This is a genomic window from Micromonospora palomenae (genome assembly GCF_007829925.1).
Classification (GTDB): domain Bacteria; phylum Actinomycetota; class Actinomycetes; order Mycobacteriales; family Micromonosporaceae; genus Micromonospora; species Micromonospora purpureochromogenes.
In genome coordinates this window covers 813,191-831,219 of record NZ_VIXA01000001.1, presented here as the reverse complement: position 1 = coordinate 831,219, position 18,029 = coordinate 813,191, and the positions used below count along the sequence as shown (strand labels likewise).

The 18,029-nt window shown below is 74.6% G+C and carries 12 protein-coding genes; 7 read left to right on the top strand and 5 right to left on the bottom strand.

The annotated features are described in order from the left end of the window. Positions 1-41 precede the first annotated feature (41 nt). The 4 genes from FHX75_RS03675 (at position 42) to FHX75_RS31915 (ending at position 3,852) form a co-directional block, all read left to right on the top strand. On the top strand, positions 42-161 hold the full coding sequence (locus FHX75_RS03675) for a SapB/AmfS family lanthipeptide (RefSeq protein WP_088647629.1): 120 nt from the start codon (positions 42-44) through the stop codon (positions 159-161). A 69-nt stretch (positions 162-230) separates the two neighbouring features. Beyond that, positions 231-350: a SapB/AmfS family lanthipeptide gene (locus FHX75_RS03670; RefSeq protein ID WP_091302793.1), complete on the top strand. Its 120-nt coding sequence runs from the start codon at positions 231-233 to the stop codon at positions 348-350. 65 nt (positions 351-415) lie between these two features. Then, entirely contained in the window at positions 416-2,083 is a 1,668-nt protein-coding gene (locus FHX75_RS03665) for an ABC transporter ATP-binding protein (RefSeq protein WP_154936655.1), read from the top strand. Then, positions 2,080-3,852 carry an ATP-binding cassette domain-containing protein gene (locus FHX75_RS31915; protein ID WP_154936654.1) on the top strand — a complete coding sequence of 591 codons (1,773 nt, stop codon included), beginning with the start codon at positions 2,080-2,082 and terminating at the stop codon, positions 3,850-3,852. The genes FHX75_RS03665 and FHX75_RS31915 overlap by 4 nt, the downstream gene beginning before the upstream one ends. Here the strand turns inward: FHX75_RS31915 and FHX75_RS03655 are convergent. From FHX75_RS03655 to FHX75_RS03640, 4 genes are all read right to left on the bottom strand, one after another. Then, positions 3,782-4,408 carry a response regulator transcription factor gene (locus tag FHX75_RS03655; RefSeq protein ID WP_154936653.1) on the bottom strand — a complete coding sequence of 209 codons (627 nt, stop codon included), beginning with the start codon at positions 4,406-4,408 and terminating at the stop codon, positions 3,782-3,784. The genes FHX75_RS31915 and FHX75_RS03655 overlap by 71 nt on opposite strands. A 112-nt stretch (positions 4,409-4,520) precedes the next feature. Then, positions 4,521-5,180 (bottom strand): response regulator transcription factor, encoded by a 660-nt coding sequence (locus tag FHX75_RS03650; protein ID WP_170285277.1) that lies wholly within the window; start codon positions 5,178-5,180, stop codon positions 4,521-4,523. 98 nt (positions 5,181-5,278) lie between these two features. Further along, entirely contained in the window at positions 5,279-5,686 is a 408-nt protein-coding gene (locus tag FHX75_RS03645) for a DUF2267 domain-containing protein (RefSeq protein ID WP_246157584.1), read from the bottom strand. Positions 5,687-5,797: 111 nt separating this feature from the next. Further along, the gene (locus tag FHX75_RS03640) at positions 5,798-7,657 is read right to left on the bottom strand and encodes a transketolase (protein ID WP_154938743.1); all 1,860 of its coding nucleotides are present in this window, start codon (positions 7,655-7,657) and stop codon (positions 5,798-5,800) included. A gap of 281 nt (positions 7,658-7,938) precedes the next feature. On the opposite strand from FHX75_RS03640, the gene FHX75_RS03635 reads away from it, so the two are divergent. Beyond that, complete coding sequence (locus FHX75_RS03635) at positions 7,939-8,343, top strand: DUF2267 domain-containing protein (RefSeq protein WP_154936650.1); 405 nt, start codon at positions 7,939-7,941, stop codon at positions 8,341-8,343. Between the two features lie 47 nt (positions 8,344-8,390). Here FHX75_RS03635 and FHX75_RS03630 read toward each other — a convergent pair whose 3' ends face one another. After that, positions 8,391-9,425: an extracellular catalytic domain type 2 short-chain-length polyhydroxyalkanoate depolymerase gene (locus FHX75_RS03630; protein ID WP_154936649.1), complete on the bottom strand. Its 1,035-nt coding sequence runs from the start codon at positions 9,423-9,425 to the stop codon at positions 8,391-8,393. A gap of 428 nt (positions 9,426-9,853) precedes the next feature. On the opposite strand from FHX75_RS03630, the gene FHX75_RS03625 reads away from it, so the two are divergent. Together FHX75_RS03625 and FHX75_RS03620 are read left to right on the top strand one after the other, a co-directional pair. After that, positions 9,854-14,221: a peptidoglycan-binding domain-containing protein gene (locus FHX75_RS03625; protein WP_154936648.1), complete on the top strand. Its 4,368-nt coding sequence runs from the start codon at positions 9,854-9,856 to the stop codon at positions 14,219-14,221. Positions 14,222-14,339: 118 nt separating this feature from the next. Beyond that, positions 14,340-18,029, top strand: a complete 3,690-nt coding sequence (locus FHX75_RS03620) for a DUF6603 domain-containing protein (RefSeq protein ID WP_154936647.1) — start codon at positions 14,340-14,342, stop codon at positions 18,027-18,029.

The following is an 18,029-nucleotide window of genomic DNA, read 5'->3' as shown; positions in this document are numbered from 1 at the left end:
GGGCCGACCGACCCGACTCATGTGGAAGGAGGTGCAACGACATGGCTCTGCTCGACCTCCAGGGGATGGAGCTGCCGGCCGCCGAGCGTACCGGTGGCGGCAGCCGCGCCAGCCTGCTGCTCTGCGGCGACAGCTCGCTGAGCGTCACGACCTGCAACTGAGGTGGCGGTCGTCGACCCGACGACCACCCGACCAGCCCAATCCGCACCACGAGAGAAAGAGGAACCGACATGGCTCTGCTCGACCTCCAGGGAATGGAACTGCCGGCCGCCGAGCGCACCGGTGGCGGCAGCCAGGCCAGCCTGCTGCTCTGCGGTGACAGCTCGCTGAGCGTCACCACCTGCCACTGACGATCAGTTCGCCTGGCCCCGGGCCGGTTCACGCCGGTCCGGGGCCGCGGCGTGAAGGAGGTGCGATGACCCCGGCCGCCCGGCTCCTGCTGCGCGCCGTCGGGTCCGCCGGCTGGTGGACCCCGGTGCTGGCCGTGGTCGCGGTGGTCGGCGTGGCGGCCGAGCTGGCGCTGCCCGCGATCCTGGGCCGCGCCGTCGACGCCGCCGTCGGTACGGCGCCGGGCGCCTCGTCCGGCCACTGGCTCGCCGGGGTGGTCGGGCTGATCGCCGTGCTGGTCGCCACCGACGCGGTACGGGACTACGGCACGGGCGCGGCCACCGCCCGTTCGGTGGCCGGGCTGCGGCACACGCTGGCCCGGCACCTCTTCGCCCTCGATCCGCGGATCGCGGCCCGCCGTCCGGTGGGCGACCTGGTGGGCCGGCTGGTGGGCCAGGTGGCCGACGCCGGGCAGGCCGCCCCGACCGTCGTACTGGCCGGCACGGTGCTGCTGCCGCCGCTGGGCAGCCTGGTGGCGCTCACCCTGATCGACCCGTGGCTCGGCCTCACCTTCGTGGTGGGGCTCCTGCTGCTCGGCGTGCTGCTGCGCAGCTTCGTCGCCGACGCCTCGGCCGCCGTCGCCGGCTACCAGCAGGCCCAGGGGGAACTCGCCGGCCGGATGGTGGAGGCCCTCGCCGGGGCGCGGACCATCGCCGCCGCCGGCACCGCCGACCGGGAGGTCGCGCGGGTGCTGACTCCGGTCGCGGCGCTGCGCGCGCACGGCGCGCGGACCTGGACCGTGCTGGCCGGCGCGGCGACCCGCGGCGCGGTGGTCAACCCGTTGCTGCAACTGGCCGTCGTCGCCGTGGGCGGGCTGTCGCTGGCCGCCGGGCGGATGACCCCCGGCGAGCTGCTGGCCGCCCTCCAGTACGCGGCGCTCGGCGCCGGCCTGGGCACCGTGGTCGGCGCCCTGAACAAGGCGGTCCGGGTACGGGCCGGCTGCCGGCGCGCGGCCGACGTGCTCGGTGAACCGGCCCGCCGGTACGGCACCCGGACGCTGCCCCCCGGGCCGGGCGAGCTGGAGCTGCGGAAGGTGAGCGTGCGGGGCGACGACGGCCGTCCGCTGCTCGACCGGGTCGACCTGCGGGTCCCCGGTGGGACGCTGCTCGTCGTCGTCGGGCGGTCCGGGGCGGGCAAGTCGCTGCTCGCCGCCGTCGCCGGTCGACTGCGGGACCCGGACTCCGGCGAGGTACGCCTGGACGGCGTGCCGCTGCCCGAACTGGCCCCGGCGGCGCTGCACGCGGCGGTGGGCTACGGGTTCGAGCGGCCGGTGCTGGTCGGTGACACGGTCGGCGAGGCGGTCGGGTGCGGCGCCGACCCGGTGCCGGTGAGCAGGGCGGCGGCCATCCACGACTTCGTCGAGCGACTGCCCGGACGCTGGCGCACGCCGCTGGCCGAGGTCGCCATGTCGGGCGGGGAACGGCAGCGGCTCGGGCTGGCCCGCGCGCTGCGCGCGGAACGGCTGCTGGTCCTCGACGACGCCACGTCCAGCCTGGACACCGTCACCGAGTACCGGGTGACCCGGACGCTGACCGGGCCGGGCGACCGGCGTACCCGGATCGTGGTCAGCCACCGGGTCGGGATGGCCGCGCGGGCGGACCTGGTGGCCTGGGTGGACGGTGGGCGGGTCCGCGCGGTCGGCCCGCACCGGGTGCTGTGGGACGACCCCGACTACCGGGCGGTGTTCCGGGCGTGAGCGCGGTCGGCGAGGTGACCCGGGCCGCGCTGCGGGCGCGCCGCGCCGAGCTGTGCCGGTTGGCGGGCTGGTCGGTGGCCGAGGCGTTGCCGGCGGGGCTGGCCGGGCTGCTCACCGCGCGGGCCGTCGACGACGGCTTCCTGGCCGGGCGCCCGGCGACCGGGCTGCTCTGGCTGGGCCTGCTCGCGGCCGCCGTCCTCGTCGGCGCGGTGGGCACCAACCGTGCGTACGCGCTGCTCGGCGACGTGGTGGAGCCGTTCCGCGACGACCTGCTGCGCCGGGTGGTCGCCGGCGCGCTGGCCGGCGCGACGGGTGGTCGCGGCGACGACGCGGCGGTGGCCCGGCTGACCCACCAGGTGGAGATGGTGCGGGACACCTACGCGGGCCTGCTGATGGTGGTGCGCGGCTTCCTGTTCGCCGCCGGCGCCGCCGTCGTCGGCCTGTTCTCCCTGGCCGCGCCGGTCGCGTTGCTGGTGACGGTGCCGGTGCTGGCCGGCCTGGGGCTGTTCGCGGCGGCCCTGCCGGCGATGATCGCCCGGCAGCGGCAGTACGTGCTGGCCGACGAGCGGCTGGGCCGGGCCGCGGTCACCGCCGTGGCCGGCCACCGCGACGTCACGGTCAGCGGCGCGCGGGACCGGACCACCCGCTGGGTCGGCGGGTACGTCGACGACCAGGCGCGGGTGGAGCGACGGTTGGCCACCATGGCGGCCACCCGCGGGTTGACCCTGGCCGTGGGCGGGTGGGTGCCGGTGCCGGTGGTGCTGCTGGCCACCCCGTGGCTGGTCCGGCAAGGCCTCGGGCCGGGTGCGGTGCTCGGCGCCCTGATCTACGTCGTGCGTGGGGTGCAACCCGCCCTGCACACCCTCGTGCAGGGCGTGGCCGCCGGCGGGCTGCGGTTCGCCGTCACCCTCGACCGGCTGCTGCGCGCGGATGTGCCGGTACGCACCCCGGCGCCGGCCACCGCCCGGATTCCGCGGCAGACCGCGCCGGCGCTCTCCCTGCGCGGGGTGACCTTCCGGTACGGTCCGCACGCCGACCCGGTGCTCGACGGACTCGACCTCGACGTGCCGGCCGGGGACCACCTGGTGATCGTGGGCGCGAGCGGGATCGGCAAGTCGACCCTGGCCGGGCTGATGGCCGGGGTGCTGTCGCCGCAGGCCGGCACGGTACGCGTCGGTGGGGTGCCGGTGGCCGGGGCCACGCCGGCGGAACTGGCCGACCGGCGCGTCCTGATCCCGCAGGAGGCGTACGTCTTCACCGGCACCGTGCGGGAGAACCTCACGTACCTCCGGCCCGACCTGCCCGACCCGGCGATCACCCGGGCGGCGACCCGGCTCGGGCTGACCGGGTTGGTGGACCGGCTCGGCGGCTACGACGCAACGCTGCGCCCGGCGGACCTCTCCGCCGGGGAACGTCAGCAGCTGGCCCTGCTGCGGGCCTGGCTCTCCCCCGCGCCCCTGATGATCCTCGACGAGGCGACCTGCCACCTGGACCCGGCGACCGAGGCGCGGCTGGAGGAAGCCTTCGCCGACCGGCCCGGCACGCTGGTGGTCATCGCGCACCGGGTCAGCTCGGCGTTGCGCGCCCGCCGGGTGCTGCTGCTCGACGGGCGGGCCGCGCTGCTCGACAGCCACCGGGGCCTGCTGGACCGCTCGGCCGCGTACCGGGAACTGGTCGGCTACGGGGAGGCGGACCTGCTCAGATCCAGCCCGACTCCCGGGCGATCCGCACCGCTTCCAGCCGGGTACGGGCGCCGGTCTTCGCCATGATCCGGGACAGGTGGTTGCGGACCGTCCCGGCGGACAGGACCAGGCGCTCCGCGATGTCCCGCACCGGGTGGCCCTCGGCCGCCACGTCGAGCACCTCCCGCTCGCGCGGGGTCAGCGGGCTGTCGGCCACCTCCAGCGCCGCGACCACCAGATGGGGGTCGAGCACCACCTGACCGTCGGCGAGCTGCCGGACGCCCTCGACGATCCGCCCGGGGGCCACGTCGTGGCTGAGGAAGCCGATCCGTCGACAGTGTTCGGCGAGCACCGGACCGAGCCGGGCCGCACGGCGCTGCTGGACCAGGACCAGCAGCCGCCCGGTCGGGCCGCCGTCCGGGCCGTCGGCGGGCCGGTCGGACGCCAGGTCGCAGAGCTGGTCCGCGGTCACCAGGTCGCCGTCGACGACGGTGACGTCGGGACGCTCGGCTCGCAGGGCGGACCGCAGCTCGTCCGGCGTGTCCGCCTCACCGACGACGTCGATGTCGTCCTCGGCGTCGAGCAGCTGGGCGAGCGCGCCGCGGACGAGTGCGCCCTTGAGCGCGAGCAGGGTGCGGACCATGCAGACTCCCCGTCATCAACCCCCGTTGTTGACGTGACGTGCGCGAACGATGACGCACGGTCAGGAATCCTATTGAAATCACCTCGGGCGCGACACCCCGGTCCGCGTGTCGTCAGATCCAGCCGGCGTCCTGGGCGCGCTGGATCGCGTCCCACCGGCTCCGCCCGCCCGTCTTGCGCAACAGGGTCGACACGTGGTTCCGGACGGTGCCCGGGGCCAGGTGGAGCCGGGCGGCGATCTCCTTCGTGCGCAGCCCGCGGGCGGCGGCGGCAGCGACCTCCCGTTCCCGCTCGCTGAGCGGGTTCACCGCCGCGTCGAGCGCGGCCAGCGCGGTCAACGGATCGATCATCAGCTGCCCGTCGGCGATCGCGCGGAGCTGGTCGATCAGCTCGTCGGGCGGCACGTCCTTGGCGATGACCCCGCGCACCCGGGCACCGAGCGCCCGGCGCAGCACCCGCGCGGTGCGCCGGGCGGTCAGCACGACCACGGCGCATTCCGGCAACCGGGCGTGCAGGCGTCCGGTCAGGGCCGACGGGTCCCGCACCGCGTCGAGGTCGACCAGGGCCAGGTCGGGCCGCCCGGCGGCGACCGCCTCCGCGACGCCGTCAGCCGGGTCGCACTCCCCCGCCAGCTCGAACCCGGGGGTGCCGGCCAGGACCGCGGCCACGGCGGTACGCAGCAGCCCCGGCTCCCCGACCACCACGACCCGGACCGTCGCCCGCTCCCCGACGTCCGCCGCCCAGGGCGTTGTCTCGTCCAGTACGTCGTCCACCGGGTCACTGTGCCCCCGGCGCCGCCCACTCATGCGTCCTTGACGGATCGCGGCGGACTGACGTTCGCTCGCCCAGGCGACTGACGCGGAACCCGCGCCTACGTGCCGATCCGGCGTGGTTCGAGCCGGGTGGCCGCCGGCCCGGTGAGCTGCCAGAACTCCTTCGGCAGTTGGGAGACGAAGTCCCCGTACTCCTTCTCGCTGACCGCCGCACGCAGCGTGTCCAGCACCGCGCGCGCACCGTCGGTCGCCGCCTGAAGATCCACCGCGGCCCGCGCCTGGATCCGCTCGAAGAATTCGGCGAGCCCGAACGGTACGGGGTCGTCGTCGGGTGCGGACACGTAGACCCGCAGCTCCTCGGGAAGCTGCGAGGCGAGGTCCCGCGCCTGGCCGCCACTGATCCGTTCCGCCAACGCCTCCAGCGTGGCACGGGTGACGGGCTCGGCCTGCGACGGCAACACCCCAGGTCGCGACGCCACCGCCTGGATGAACTCCGCGTGGTTCACCTCGGACCCCCTCTCGCACCGGACCGTGCGGGTACCCGCGAGCGGATGGCTGAAACGGCCCCCGCGCGAGGCCGCCCGCCACCAGCGCCGCATCGCGGGCGGGGAAGCCCCTCAGACCGAGGCGCGCGCCGCCGCCACGATGGCGCTGACCCCGATCCCCGCCTGGTCCATCAGCTCGGTCGGCGTCCCGGAGGTGGGCAGCCCGCGTACCGCCAGGTGGGTCAGCCGGATCGGCTCGGCGAGGTCGGCCAGCGATTCGAGGACGGCCGACCCGAGGCCACCCTCGGGGTAGTGGTCCTCGACGACCACCAGCCGCCCGCCGGTGTCCCGGACGGCGGCGAGCAACCGCTCCCGGTCCAGCGGCTTGACCGAGTAGAGGTCGATGACCCGGGCGTTGATCCCGGCGGAGGCCAGCTCGTCGGCGGCGGCCAGGCAGTTGTGCACGGTCACCCCGGCCCCGATAAGCGCGACCCGGTCGTCGTCGCCGCCGCGCAGCAGCTTGCTGCCGCCCACCGGGAAGGGTTCGTCGTTGTCGTAGAGCACGGGGTGCGCGCCTCGGGTGGTGCGCAGGTAGTTGACGCCCTTGCGGTCGACCATCTGGGCGACGAGAGCGGCGCAGGAGACGGCGTCGCTGGGATAGAGCACCGTTGACCCCTGGACGGCGCGCATGGCGGCCAGGTCCTCCAGCCCCATCTGGGAGGGACCGTCCGCCCCGATCTCCACGCCCGCGTGCGACCCGGACAGGGCGATGTCGGCCCGGGAGACGCCGGCCATCCGGACGAAGTCGTAGGCGCGGGAGAAGAACGCCGCGAACGTCGAGGCGAAGGGGCGGTACCCGCGCACCTGCAACCCGACCGCCGCGGCGACCATCTGCTGCTCCGAAATGAACATCTCGAAGTAGCGGTCGGGGTAGGCGTCGGTGAACCGGTCGGCGCGGGTGGAGTCGCTGACCTCACCGTCGAGGACGACCACGTTCGGCCGCACGCCCACCGCGCGCAGCGCGTCCCCGTACGCGTTACGGGTGGCGACCTTCGCGCCCCGGTCGTAGCGCGGCAGCTGGAGCGGCTGAGCGGCGGGGGCGCCGGTGGGCGGGGCGGGCTCGGGCTGCGGCCCGGTGATGCGGATCTGGCGTACCCCGCCGAGAGCGTCGATGGCCCGCTCCGCGAGATCGGGCTTCAGCGGCTTGCCGTGCCAGTCCACCTTGTTCTCGATCTCGGGTACGCCCTTGCCCTTGACCGTGCGGGCGATCACGACGGTGGGACCGGTCGCCTGCCGGGCCCGGCCGAGCGCATCGTCGATCGCGGCCAGGTCGTGGCCGTCGACGACGATCGCCTGGCAGCCGAACGCCTCGACCCGCCGCCGGTAGGTGTCCAGATCCCACTCCAGCTCGGTCGGCCCCCGCTGCCCCAACCGGTTCACGTCGACCAGCACGGTGAGGTTGCGCAGCCCGTAGTGGCCGGCCTTGTCCAGCGCCTCCCAGACGGAGCCCTCGGCCGTCTCGCTGTCGCCGCAGAGCACCCACACGTGGTACGGCAGCTGATCGAGGTACCGGCCGGCCAGCGCGATACCGACGCCGACCGGCAGCCCCTGACCGAGCGAACCGGTGGCGACGTCGACCCAGGGCAACGCCGGGGTGGGATGCCCCTGCAGACGCGACCCGAACCGGCGGTAGGTGTCGACCAACTCCTGGTCGCTGATCGCACCCACCGCCTTGAAGACCGCGTACAGCAGCGGCGAGGCGTGGCCCTTGGAGAAGATCAGGTGGTCGTTGGCGCGATTGCTCGGCTCTGCCCAGTCGTAGCGGACGTGCCGGGAGATCAGCACCGCCAGCAGGTCGGCGGCGGAAAGGCTGGACGTCGGATGCCCGGACGCGGCCTTGGTGCTGCACCGGATCGAATCCACCCGCAGTTGGGCGGCGACCTCAGCCAGCTGGGTGAGCTGCTCCTCGCCGAGAGTGCGCTCTGCTTCCATCGTCACCGCTGTCGCCTCCAGCGATCGGCTTCTTCGGCCAGCCCTCGACGCGGGGGCCGTCCGGCCGATCGACCGGGCCGCTCGCCGCTGACCGGCTCCGCACCTACGGTAGCCAGGAAACCCGGTCGCCATCCGGTAACCACCGATATGCGGCCTGAGTCCCGAAGCTCACCTCGCGACCAGGGCGGCGCGGGGCCGCCGGGGTGTGCGCGCGCGCACCGCCGTTTGCCGTGGTGGTGCACGGGTAGAAGCCGCCATCGGCCAAGAGGAAGGCTCCGAACGTGGACAGCAACGACTTCATCGGCATGGTGGCGAAGCGGGCGAACACGTCATCGGCGCGAGCGACCGCCCTCACCCGGGCCACGCTGCGGACCTTGGCGGAACGGATAGACGGGGGCGAGGCCCGTGACCTCGCCACCCAGCTTCCCGAGGACCTCAAGGCGTACGCGTTCGCCTCCAGCGAGACCGGCGAGCGGTTCGGCCTCGACGTCTTCGTGCAACGGGTCAGTGGACGCGCCGAGGTGGAGCCGGCGCTGGCCGAGATCGGCATGCGGGCGGTGTTCGACACCCTCCGCGAGACCATCCCGCCCGGCGACTACGACGACGTCGTAGCCCAACTCCCGGCGGAACTCGAACAGGTCGCCGACCCGGTGGCGCCCTTCGACGGGCGGCGCGGCCGCAGTTAGGTGTGCCGTCCGGCGCGCACCCGCGGCACCGTCGGTGACGCGGCGGCTCAGCCGTCCAGTCGGCGGACCATGTTCATGATGGTCTCCACCTGGGCGCCACCCTTGATCGGGTAGTTGGTCGCGCCGAGGTAGCCCCACCAGTCCCAACAGCCGTTCGGGTTGCTGGAGCTGGTGCTCGCCTGCGGGTAGAGCACGATCAGGTTGTTGGTGTCGGCGTACTGGTTCAGGTTGGCCCGGTCCACGAAGGCGGTGCCGATCTTGCCGTACCCCTGGAGACAGCCGTGCAGGGCGACCAGCAGCCGGCACGACTGCCCGGCCGCGCACGACGACGGCACGTAGGCGAAGCCGTTGTCGTCCATGCTCAGGCCGGGAGCCCAGCCGTTGACCGCGTGGGTGTTCTGGCTGAACCGGATGAGGCTGCCGCCGAGCGGGCCGGTGTTCGGCGCGGAGACGCTGCCCAGGAGCTTGCGCAGCAGGCTGTTCTGCGGGTCGGTCCCACAGTTGTTGAGGAACGGCGACGCGGTCGCGGTGCACCCCACCGTCCCGTACGGCGACACCCAGGCGTGCCCGGCCGACGAGGCGCTGTCGTACTGCACGCTGGCGCCGAAGTGCTGGTAGTAGCGGACCAGGTCGTCGGTGACCGACTTCTTGACGGTGTTGTCGTTGTTGCCGTGGAAGACGTACACGGGATCGCCGGAGAGGTTGCCCACCGGGTCGACCCAGCCGTAGGACGCCCACGTCCGGGTGTACGTCTGGAGGGCGGACAGGTTGGTCGGGTACTGGTTGTCGCCGCAGCCGTAGATCGCCTGGGAGACGTTGTTCTGCGCGCAGTAGTACGGCCCGGCGGCGAAGATCGCCGCGCCCCGGATCCGGGACGAGTAGGCGACGTGCAGCTGGGTGGCCATATAGCCACCGGAGGAGACGCCGGCGACGTAGACGCCGGAGACGTTGTAGGCCCGCAGCGACCCGGAGATCGGAGCTTTCGTGGACGGGGTGGCGGCCTGGGCGGGGGCGGCGGTGGTCAGGACCAGCAGCAGGACGGCGGCGAGGACGGTGGTGGTGGCCTTCAGCGGTGTCTTCAAGACGCTCTCCTCGTCCGGGAGCGCCGGCGGTGGTGTCGGCGTGCGCAGACGCTAACGTGATATAGAACTCACTGGATATGAGCGGGGCCGACACGTCGGGCGGCGCCGGTGTGTAGCCCTCGCCCATTCGGGAGCACGCCGATGCCGCCAGGCCGGGCCCGTTCCTAGCGCGCCGCGCAACCCCGCGGCAAGGCGCGCGTCGGGTCCCCGTCAGCAGAAGGACCTGAGTGGACGCTCAGCCCGTCCGCTCGGCGCACCACCCCACACCGTCGGCCCGATGGTTGTCAAACCGCCGGCCGGAACCTTCCCCCTGATGCGCCGGTGTCCGAACCGACCCCCGACGACTTGAATTCGAGGGGGAGATCGTCTCCTCGGCATACCACCGGCCGACCCGCCGCGCAGGTGGCACCGAGGGCGAAGGGACCACCATGACCGTTCCGTCCAGCCTGCCCCTGGTGCTCTGCGGCCCCATCGTGCGCCGGGTCGACCCGACCAGTGCCACCGTCTTCGTCGCCCTGAAGGCGGACTGCACGGTGACGCTGACCGTCTTCGCGGTGGGCCCGGGCCCGGGTTTCGCCAGGGGCGCGACCGTGGGTACGGCCAGCCGCACGACCGTACGCCTCGCCGACCGGCTGCACGTCGTCGCGGTGACCGTCGCCGGGGTGACCCTCCAGCCCGGCACCCTCTACGGCTACGACCTGTCCTTCTCCGGCGGCGCGAGTGCCGGCAGCCTCTTCGACACCGAAGTCGTGGCGGCCGACGCGGCCACCGCGCGGAAGGCGATGACGTACCAGGGGCACCCGCAGGCGCCCGGCGCGGTGCCGGCGTTCCCCACCTTCGCCACCCCGCCGGCCGACCCGAACCGCCTGCGGATCTTCCACGGGTCGTGCCGCAAGCCGCACGGCGAGGGGTACGACGCGTTCCCCGCCCTCGACCCGATCATCGCGACGGCCGGCGGTGACCCGCTGCTCCGGCCGCACCAGCTGGTGCTCGGCGGCGACCAGATCTACGCCGACGACGTGGCCGACCCGCTGATCGCGCTGGTCCACGGCCACCCCGCGGTCCCCGCCAGCGGCAGCGAGCCGGAGGTGCCCGCGTACCTCGGGGTGGCGGCGCGGCTCGGCCTGGCGCCGGAGACGCTGCCGATCGGGACCAGCGCACAGCCCACCGACGCGGCGTACCTACCGGGGAAGCGGGCCACCACGATCGAGCGGGACGCGAAGTTCACCTCCGGCGCAGCCGACAGCCACCTGATGTCGCTGCGCGAGTACCTGTGCATGTACCTGATGGTCTGGTCGGACGTGCTGTGGCCGGAGAGCTGGCCGGCGTTCGAGCACGTGCTGCCCGCCGACACCCGGATCCTGAAGGACCCGCAGGACCGCCGGCCGGGCGAGACGGTGTACGACCTGATGCGCGCCGGCCGGGCGTACACGCCGAGCGCCCAGCAGAAGGAGATCATCGGCCGGTACGAGCGGTGGCAGCGGCAGGCGCTGGGGCTGCGGACGTTCCGGACCGGACTGGCGGCGGTGCGCCGGCAACTGGCGAACGTGCCCACGCTGATGGTCGCCGACGACCACGAGGTCACCGACGACTGGAACATGACCCGCTCCTGGGTGACCGACGCGGTGGTGAACGCCCCGCTGGGCCGGCGGATCGTGCGCAACGCGATGGCCGCGTTCGCGGTGTTCCAGGCCTGGGGCAACACCCCGGACCGGTTCGCGGAGGCGGGCGCGGCGGGTGAGCCGGGGCGGGCAACGCTGGCGGCGCTGCGCGGCTGGTCGGCGACCCCGGGCGACGCCGACGACCAGGCGATGCGGACCCGGCTCGGCCTGCCCACGGGCGTGACGCCCGAGGGACGACTGGTCCGGCCGGCGGGCGCGCTGACCTACCACTACACGGTCACCTGGCCGCGCTACCAGCTCGTCGCGCTGGACACCCGCACCTGGCGGCAGTTCCCGGGCGGGGCCGGCCACCCGGGCGGGCTGCTGCTGGACGACGCACCCCTCGACGAAATGATCACCGGTGGCGGGGTGCTCGGCGACGACGCGGTGACCGTGGTCGCGCAACCGGTGGCGCTGTTCGGGGTGCCGATCCTGGAGCAGGTGGCGCAGCCGTTGGCCCGGGCGACCGCCGGCCGGTGGACGGCGGACGCCGAGGACGCGTGGGTGTCCAGCGACGCGGCCGTCCACAAGATTCTCGGGCGGTTGTTCGCCGCCGCGCCGGCCGGCCCCGACGGGGTACGCCGACGCCGGCTGGTGCTGCTCGGCGGCGACATCCACTTCGGCTCGGCCGAGCGGATCCGCTACTCGGCCGTCCTGCCGTACGGGTGCGGACCCGACCGGGCGAAGCCGTACGAGGGGGTCAACCGCACCGAGGGGGTGATCGCCGGCTTCGTCGCCAGCGCCTTGCGCAACGAGGACTGGAAGACCCGGGCGCTGCACAACGTCGGCTACGTGCCGCTGCTCGACGTCACCGGGTGGATCGACCTGGTGGGCTGGGCCAACGAACTGCCCGACAAGGAGGGGCAGCGGATGCAGGCCGGCCTGCAGGTGACCGTCGCCGCCGACGACGTCACCGGCTGGTGGGTGTCGGGGCGTCCGGCCGTCAGCGACACCGACGCGCTGCGCCGACTGATCCGGCAGCCGGAGTGGAACGTGCACGTCGAGTTCGTCCGCCACGACGAGGCCGACCCGACGGTACGCCGCGACGGCACCCCCGAGTCGGTGGTGGACCCGGCAGGTCTGCCCCGCGACCAGGCCCTGGCCCAGTACCTGGCGGCGGCCCGCAACCTGGACCGCTACAAGGGATCGTGGGAGAGCGGCAAGGAGATCGTCGGCTACAACAACCTCGGCGAGATCACGTTCGACTGGCCCGCCGGCGAGTGCAAGTCGGCCACCCAGCGGCTCTGGTGGCACCTGCCGGGCGAAGAGCGCGCCGCCGCGCTGAGCACGTTCACCGTCGACCTCTCCTACGGCTGCTCGCTCACCGAGACCGCGCCCTACGGCGGCTGGCTGCTGCGCCCCGACGACCGGGACGCCACCGCCACCGCCAAGGCCCGCTACGACGGGGTGGAGCGCCCGGCCGCGCTGGTCACCGAGCGCTGGGTGAGCCGGTTGCAGCACGACCTGGCCACGCTGGGGTTCCTCACCCCGGGCGAGATCGACGGGGTGTACGGCATCGTCACCTACTGGGCGGTGCGCGAGTTCCAGACGTACGCCCGCGCCGCCCGTACCGCCGTCGAGGCGGCCGGGTCGACCGCGCCGCGCTGGTCGGACCGGCTGCAGCCGGTGGACGTGCCGGAGGCCGAGCGCTACCTCGGCCCGGTCAGCGGGGTGGCCGACCTGGCCACCCAGGTGGCGATGAAGCGGTGGCTGCAGAAGCGGTGGCGCTGCCCGGTGGTGGTGGAGTCCTGGCAGGTGGCCGGCGACAGCCCGCAGCGGTTGGCCGCGCCCAACGTGTGGATCTTCGACGAGGTGACCGCCGCCGACCAGCGGCTGTACTCGCGGGTGGTGACCGGCCGCCCGCCCGGCGCGGGCAGCGCCCCCGAGGGCCACCCGGAGCTGATCCGGCTGGGCTCCCACCGGCCGCACGTCACCGCCCCCGAGTGGTCCGGCCCGGTGCTCGCCGCCGAGTCGGAGCTGCTGCCCGAGGCCATCCTGCCCCGCCCGCAGGGGCACACCGCCGGCCCCACGCTGGGCGACCTGGCCGCCGCCATCGCGGCGGGCGGTGATCCGGGGGTACGCGCCGCGCGGCAACTCTCCACCTTCAAGGTGCTGCGCGCAGTGGCGGAGAACCGGGTGCCGGACGCCGCCGGCGGCTGGCTCGACTCGGTGGAGGCCTGCGACCCGGCGGTGATCCGGTTCGGTCCGTTCGGCTGGCGCGCGCACGGGCCGCTGGTCGCCCCGACCACGTTGCCGCCGGCGCTGGACATCGCCGCCGACCCCGGAGAGCTGTGGGCGTACCTGGCGTTCCTGCGCGGAACCGACCGCGACGCGTACGACGCCCTGGGCGGGCAGGGCGGCGTGACCGCCGTGCCGGGCTGGGGTCGAGACGGCGCGGGACTGCTCTTCACCGACCTGCGGGTCCTGCGGGCCCGAGCCGCGCAGGCCGACCCCACCGGGGCGGCCCGCGAGGGCATCGGCACCACCCTGGAGCTGCTCGGCCTGCGCTCCTGGCACTGGATGCACCGGTACGCCCTCGCGCTGCGCGGGCACGACGGCGTGCGGCGCGGGCTGTGGACGTTCGCCCGGCAGCGGCTGCACGACCTGCTCGCCACCGACTGGGACTCCCCCGACCCGGCGGTCACCCCGACGGTGGCGGACGTGCCCGCCGCCGACGGCACACCTCGCCGGGCGCGGATCGGCGACCTGTTCACCTCGGAGCGGTCGGTGGCGGTGCTGGCCTGCTGGCAGCAGTACCGGGCGCACCAACTGGTCGCCCTCGGCCCACCCGCCTCGGCGGCGGAGAAACCCGAGTTCCGGACCCGTCCCCGCGCCGCCACCGAGCTGCACCAGGTGCTGGTGCGGGCGAAGACGCTCGGGCCGGACTTCGCCGGCGCGCCCACCGGCTGGACCGACGCGCACGAGACGGCGCTGGTCACCGCGGTCCGGCAGGTCGTCGCCGCCGACGGCGAGGTCGCCGCCGCGCTGGCCTCGGTGATCGGCTGGCCGTCCTGGCCGACCGGGCGGCGCTACACGCTGCCGGTGCCGGCGCTGCCCGCCGCCGAGCAGGGCCTCTCGGCGACCCGCGGCTCACTGCGACTGGACCTGGCTGACCTGCCGCGGGTGACGGCGTGACCGGGGCTGCGGCAGCCGCCGAGGACAGTGGCGTGACCCGGGCCGCGGCGGCCGACGGCCGGGCCGCCGGAGCGGCGGCCGGCAGCGGGACCGGCGGAGCGGACGGACAGGGGGACCGATGAGCGACCAGAAGAACGCCCTCGCGCTGCTGTGGGACGAGGTCCTGCTGCTGGCCGAGCCGCTGCTGTCGGCGTACGACCCGTGGCGGCGGGCCCGGCTGCTGCGCGCGCTGGGCTGGGATCTGGAGGCGGCCAGCGGGTTCGACGCCGCCCGGTTCGAGCAGTGGCTGGGCACCATCGGCGCGGCGCTGGACACCCTGTCCGCTGCCCGCGACGACCTGAAGCTGAGCAGCCTCGACGGGCTGCGCGCGCTCGGCGAGGCCGGCGGGAAGGCGTTCGGCCAGATCGGCGCGCTGCCGCCGGGGCTGCCCGAAGGGCTGCCCCCCGGCCTGCCCACGGAACTCGCAGACGACCTGGTCGACCTGCTGGTGCTGACCTACCTGCTGCGCCGGGTGCCCTGGTCGATCCCGTTGCTGGACCTGCTCGGCCTGGTCACCCCCGCCGCCGAGGCGCCGCCGAGCCCGCCGATGCCGCCCGGGGACGCCCCGATCCGGCTCCCCCGCCGCCGCGACGAACTGCACCTGGAACGCGTCGTCGACCTGGTCGCCGACCCCGGCGGCTACCTGCGCACGCTGTACGCCCCGGACGGCGTGACCACCCCGGAGGCGGTCGCCGAGCTCTCCGCCCGGCTGCTGCCCCGGCTCGCCCGGGCCCTGCGCGCGCTCGGCCTCGACGCCGACCAGGGCGTCCGCCCCGACGTCGGGCCCCACCAGGGCGAGGTGGGCCGACGGCTCGCCGACAACCTGCTGCGGCTGCGCTTCGGCGGGCTGCGCACGCCCGGCGGGCAGCCGCCGCCCGGAGCCGGTCTGGCCCCCTGGACCCCGACCTTCGGCATCGGGGCCACCCTCGGCCTCGCCAGCTGGGACGGACTGCTCACGGTGATCCTGGTCCCGACCGGCGAGGCACACCTGGAGGGCGCGATCGGCGACTGGAACGTGGCCACCGACCTCGCCGGCGCCGGACCGGCCATCGCCGTCAACACGGCCGGGGTGACCGTCAGCGGCGGCGCCGCCGCCGTGAAGTGGGTTGCGGAGATCGCCCGGATCGCCCCTGCCGGCCAGCCCGGCTGGGTGCTCGGCGCCCCGGACGGCACCCACCTCGCCATCGGACAGGTCGTCGTCACCGGCCGGGCCAGCCTCGGCGCCGGCCGCGACGACGTCGAACTGGGCGTCCGCGCCGGCCGCGCCGAGCTGGTGGTCCGCCCCGGCGACGGCGACGGGTTGCTGGCCAAGCTGCTGCCCGCCGACGGGCTCCGGGTCGGGCTCGACCTCGGTGTGGCCTGGTCGATGCGGACCGGCGCGCACCTGGCCGGGGCCGCCGCGCTGGCCGCCGAGTACCCGGTCCACCTGTCCTGGCACGGCATCGGGGTGCAGGGGCTGCGGATCGCCCTGGAGGCGTCCACCGCCACCCGGGCGGTCAGCGTCGTCATCAGCACCACCGTCCGCGCGGCGCTCGGACCGCTGCACGCCGTGGTGCAGAACATCGGCGTCCGTGCCGACCTGGCCTTCCCGCCCGCCCTGCCCGCCGGCGACGGCACGCAGGCCCGCGGCGGCAACCTCGGGCCGGTCGACCTCACCCCCCGGTTCAAGGGGCCCGACGGGGTCGCGCTACGGATGGACAACGGCATCGTCTCCGGTGGCGGCTATCTCTTCGTCGACGAGGCCCGCGGCATGTACGCCGGCGCCCTGCAACTGGGCATGACCTCCACGACGCCCCTCGCGCCGATGAAGGGGTTCCGGCTCCAGGCCACCGCGATCCTCAACACCCGCAACCCGGACGGCAGCCGGCTCGCCGAGGCCGACGGCCGGCACACCTTCTCCCTGCTGCTCGCCGGCACCTACGAGTGGTTCCCCGGGCTGGTGCTGTTCTGGGGCATCTCCATCACCGGCCTCGGCCTGATCGTGGGCTGGAACCGGCGCACCAACCCGGAGGAGGTGCGCACCGCCGCCCGCGCCGGCACCCTCGACGCGCTGCTCTTCCCCCAGGATCCGGTCGGCAACGCCCCCGCCGTCATCGCCACCCTGAGTCGGATCTTCCCGGTCGACACCACCGGCACCGTGCTCGGCGCGATGGTCCGGCTGAACTTCCTCGGCGGCCAGGTCGTCGCCGACCTGGCCGTGCTGGTGGAGTTCCCCGACCCGGTCCGCATCCTGCTGCTCGGCCGGCTGGTCATCGACTTCAAGGCCGCCGGGAAGTTCCGCCTCGACTCCGCCGGCATCGTCGACGTGGCCCGCCGGGAGATCAGCGTCGACGCGGCCCTGATCGACTCGAAGCTGTTCGGCCGCCCAGTCTCCGGGGAGATGGCGCTGCGCGCCCGATGGGGCTCCGGCGGCACGTTCGCCGTGTCCATCGGCGGTTTCCACCCCCGCTTCACCGCCCCGCCCGGCTTCCCCACCGTCAAACGGTTCACCATCGCGCTGCAGAAGTCCGGCAAGGGCATCGACCTGCAGGCGTACCTGGCCGTCACCAGCAACACCGCCCAGTTCGGCGCGGAGCTGAAGCTGCACTTCGAGGGCGGCGGCTTCGTCATCGACGGCCGGGCGTGGCTGGACGTGAGGTTCCAGTTCAAGCCGTTCTGGTTCACCGCCGAGATCGGCGCCACCGTGTCGCTGAAGTACCACGACACGGAGCTGCTGGCGATCAATTTGATCATCGGCGTCAGCGGCCCGGGCCCCTGGAAGGCCTGGGGTGAGGCCAGGATCAAGTTCCTGTGCTGGGAGGTGTCCGGCCGCTTCTCCTGGACCGACGGGGACACCACCCACCCCCACGAACCCACCTACGTCAACGCCGGGGACACGCTCCAGGCGGCCCTGTCCACCCCCGACGCCTGGGAGATCCGGGCGATCGGCGCCGGCGAACCGGTCACGCTGCGGAACCTGACCGGCTGGACCGGGCCGATGCTGCTGCAACCCGGCGCGCTGCTGGGCGTCCGGGAGAACGTGCTGCCGCTGGACACGGACCTGCAACGCATCGGCACCTCCCGGATCACCGGGGCCAACCGGTTCACCCTGACCGGGGTTCGCGTCGGCACCGGCGAGGACGCCCTCGCCGGTCGGCTCGGCGAGACGATCGTCGATGACTTCGCCCCCGGGCAGTTCCGCGACCTGTCGCCCGAGGAGCAGCTCACCACGCCCGGCGTCGTACCGCTGGCCGCCGGACGCACGGTGGCACTGCCGGAGGGCACCTCGCTGCCGCCGGCCACGCTGACCACCTTCGCCGACCTGAGCGGCGACGCGGCGTACGACCGGGTCGTCATCGACGACCCCGACGCGGCCGGCCGACCGCTGCCCGCGCCGCGACCCACCGCGCGCGTGGCCACCGGGGGCGGCGACCCGTTGGCCCGGTTCGCGGCGACCGCCCCGGCGGCCTTCGCGAAAAGCCGCCGCGCCGGCGCGGCCCGCTTCACCGGGCCCGCCCTGGACCTTGCCGCCACCCGTCCGAGACCCGGCGCCACGACCGCCGACGGGCCGAAGGCTGCCGCGGCGACCCTCGACGACCCGAGGCCGGGCGCCGCCACCGGCGACGACCCGACGGCCGGAGGCCGCGCGGTCGTCGGAGGTCAAGAGCGGGCAGCGGGCGTGCCGACGCCCCGGCGGGCCGACCACGACCACCGGGGCGGCGGGGTACGCCGCCCCCGGGTCCGGGTGCCCCATCCCCGGATCGCCCCCGTCGAGCTGGAGGTGCGCTGA

What these genes read in the sequence shown, in the direction of transcription:
- FHX75_RS03675 (WP_088647629.1), top strand. Translation starts at nt 42, where the DNA reads ATGGCTCTGCTCGACCTCCAGGGGATGGAGCTGCCGGCCGCCGAGCGT.
- FHX75_RS03670 (WP_091302793.1), top strand. Translation starts at nt 231, where the DNA reads ATGGCTCTGCTCGACCTCCAGGGAATGGAACTGCCGGCCGCCGAGCGC.
- FHX75_RS03665 (WP_154936655.1), top strand. Translation starts at nt 416, where the DNA reads ATGACCCCGGCCGCCCGGCTCCTGCTGCGCGCCGTCGGGTCCGCCGGC.
- FHX75_RS03655 (WP_154936653.1), bottom strand. Translation starts at nt 4,408, where the DNA reads ATGGTCCGCACCCTGCTCGCGCTCAAGGGCGCACTCGTCCGCGGCGCG.
- FHX75_RS03640 (WP_154938743.1), bottom strand. Translation starts at nt 7,657, where the DNA reads ATGGAAGCAGAGCGCACTCTCGGCGAGGAGCAGCTCACCCAGCTGGCT.
- FHX75_RS03625 (WP_154936648.1), top strand. Translation starts at nt 9,854, where the DNA reads ATGACCGTTCCGTCCAGCCTGCCCCTGGTGCTCTGCGGCCCCATCGTG.
- FHX75_RS03620 (WP_154936647.1), top strand. Translation starts at nt 14,340, where the DNA reads ATGAGCGACCAGAAGAACGCCCTCGCGCTGCTGTGGGACGAGGTCCTG.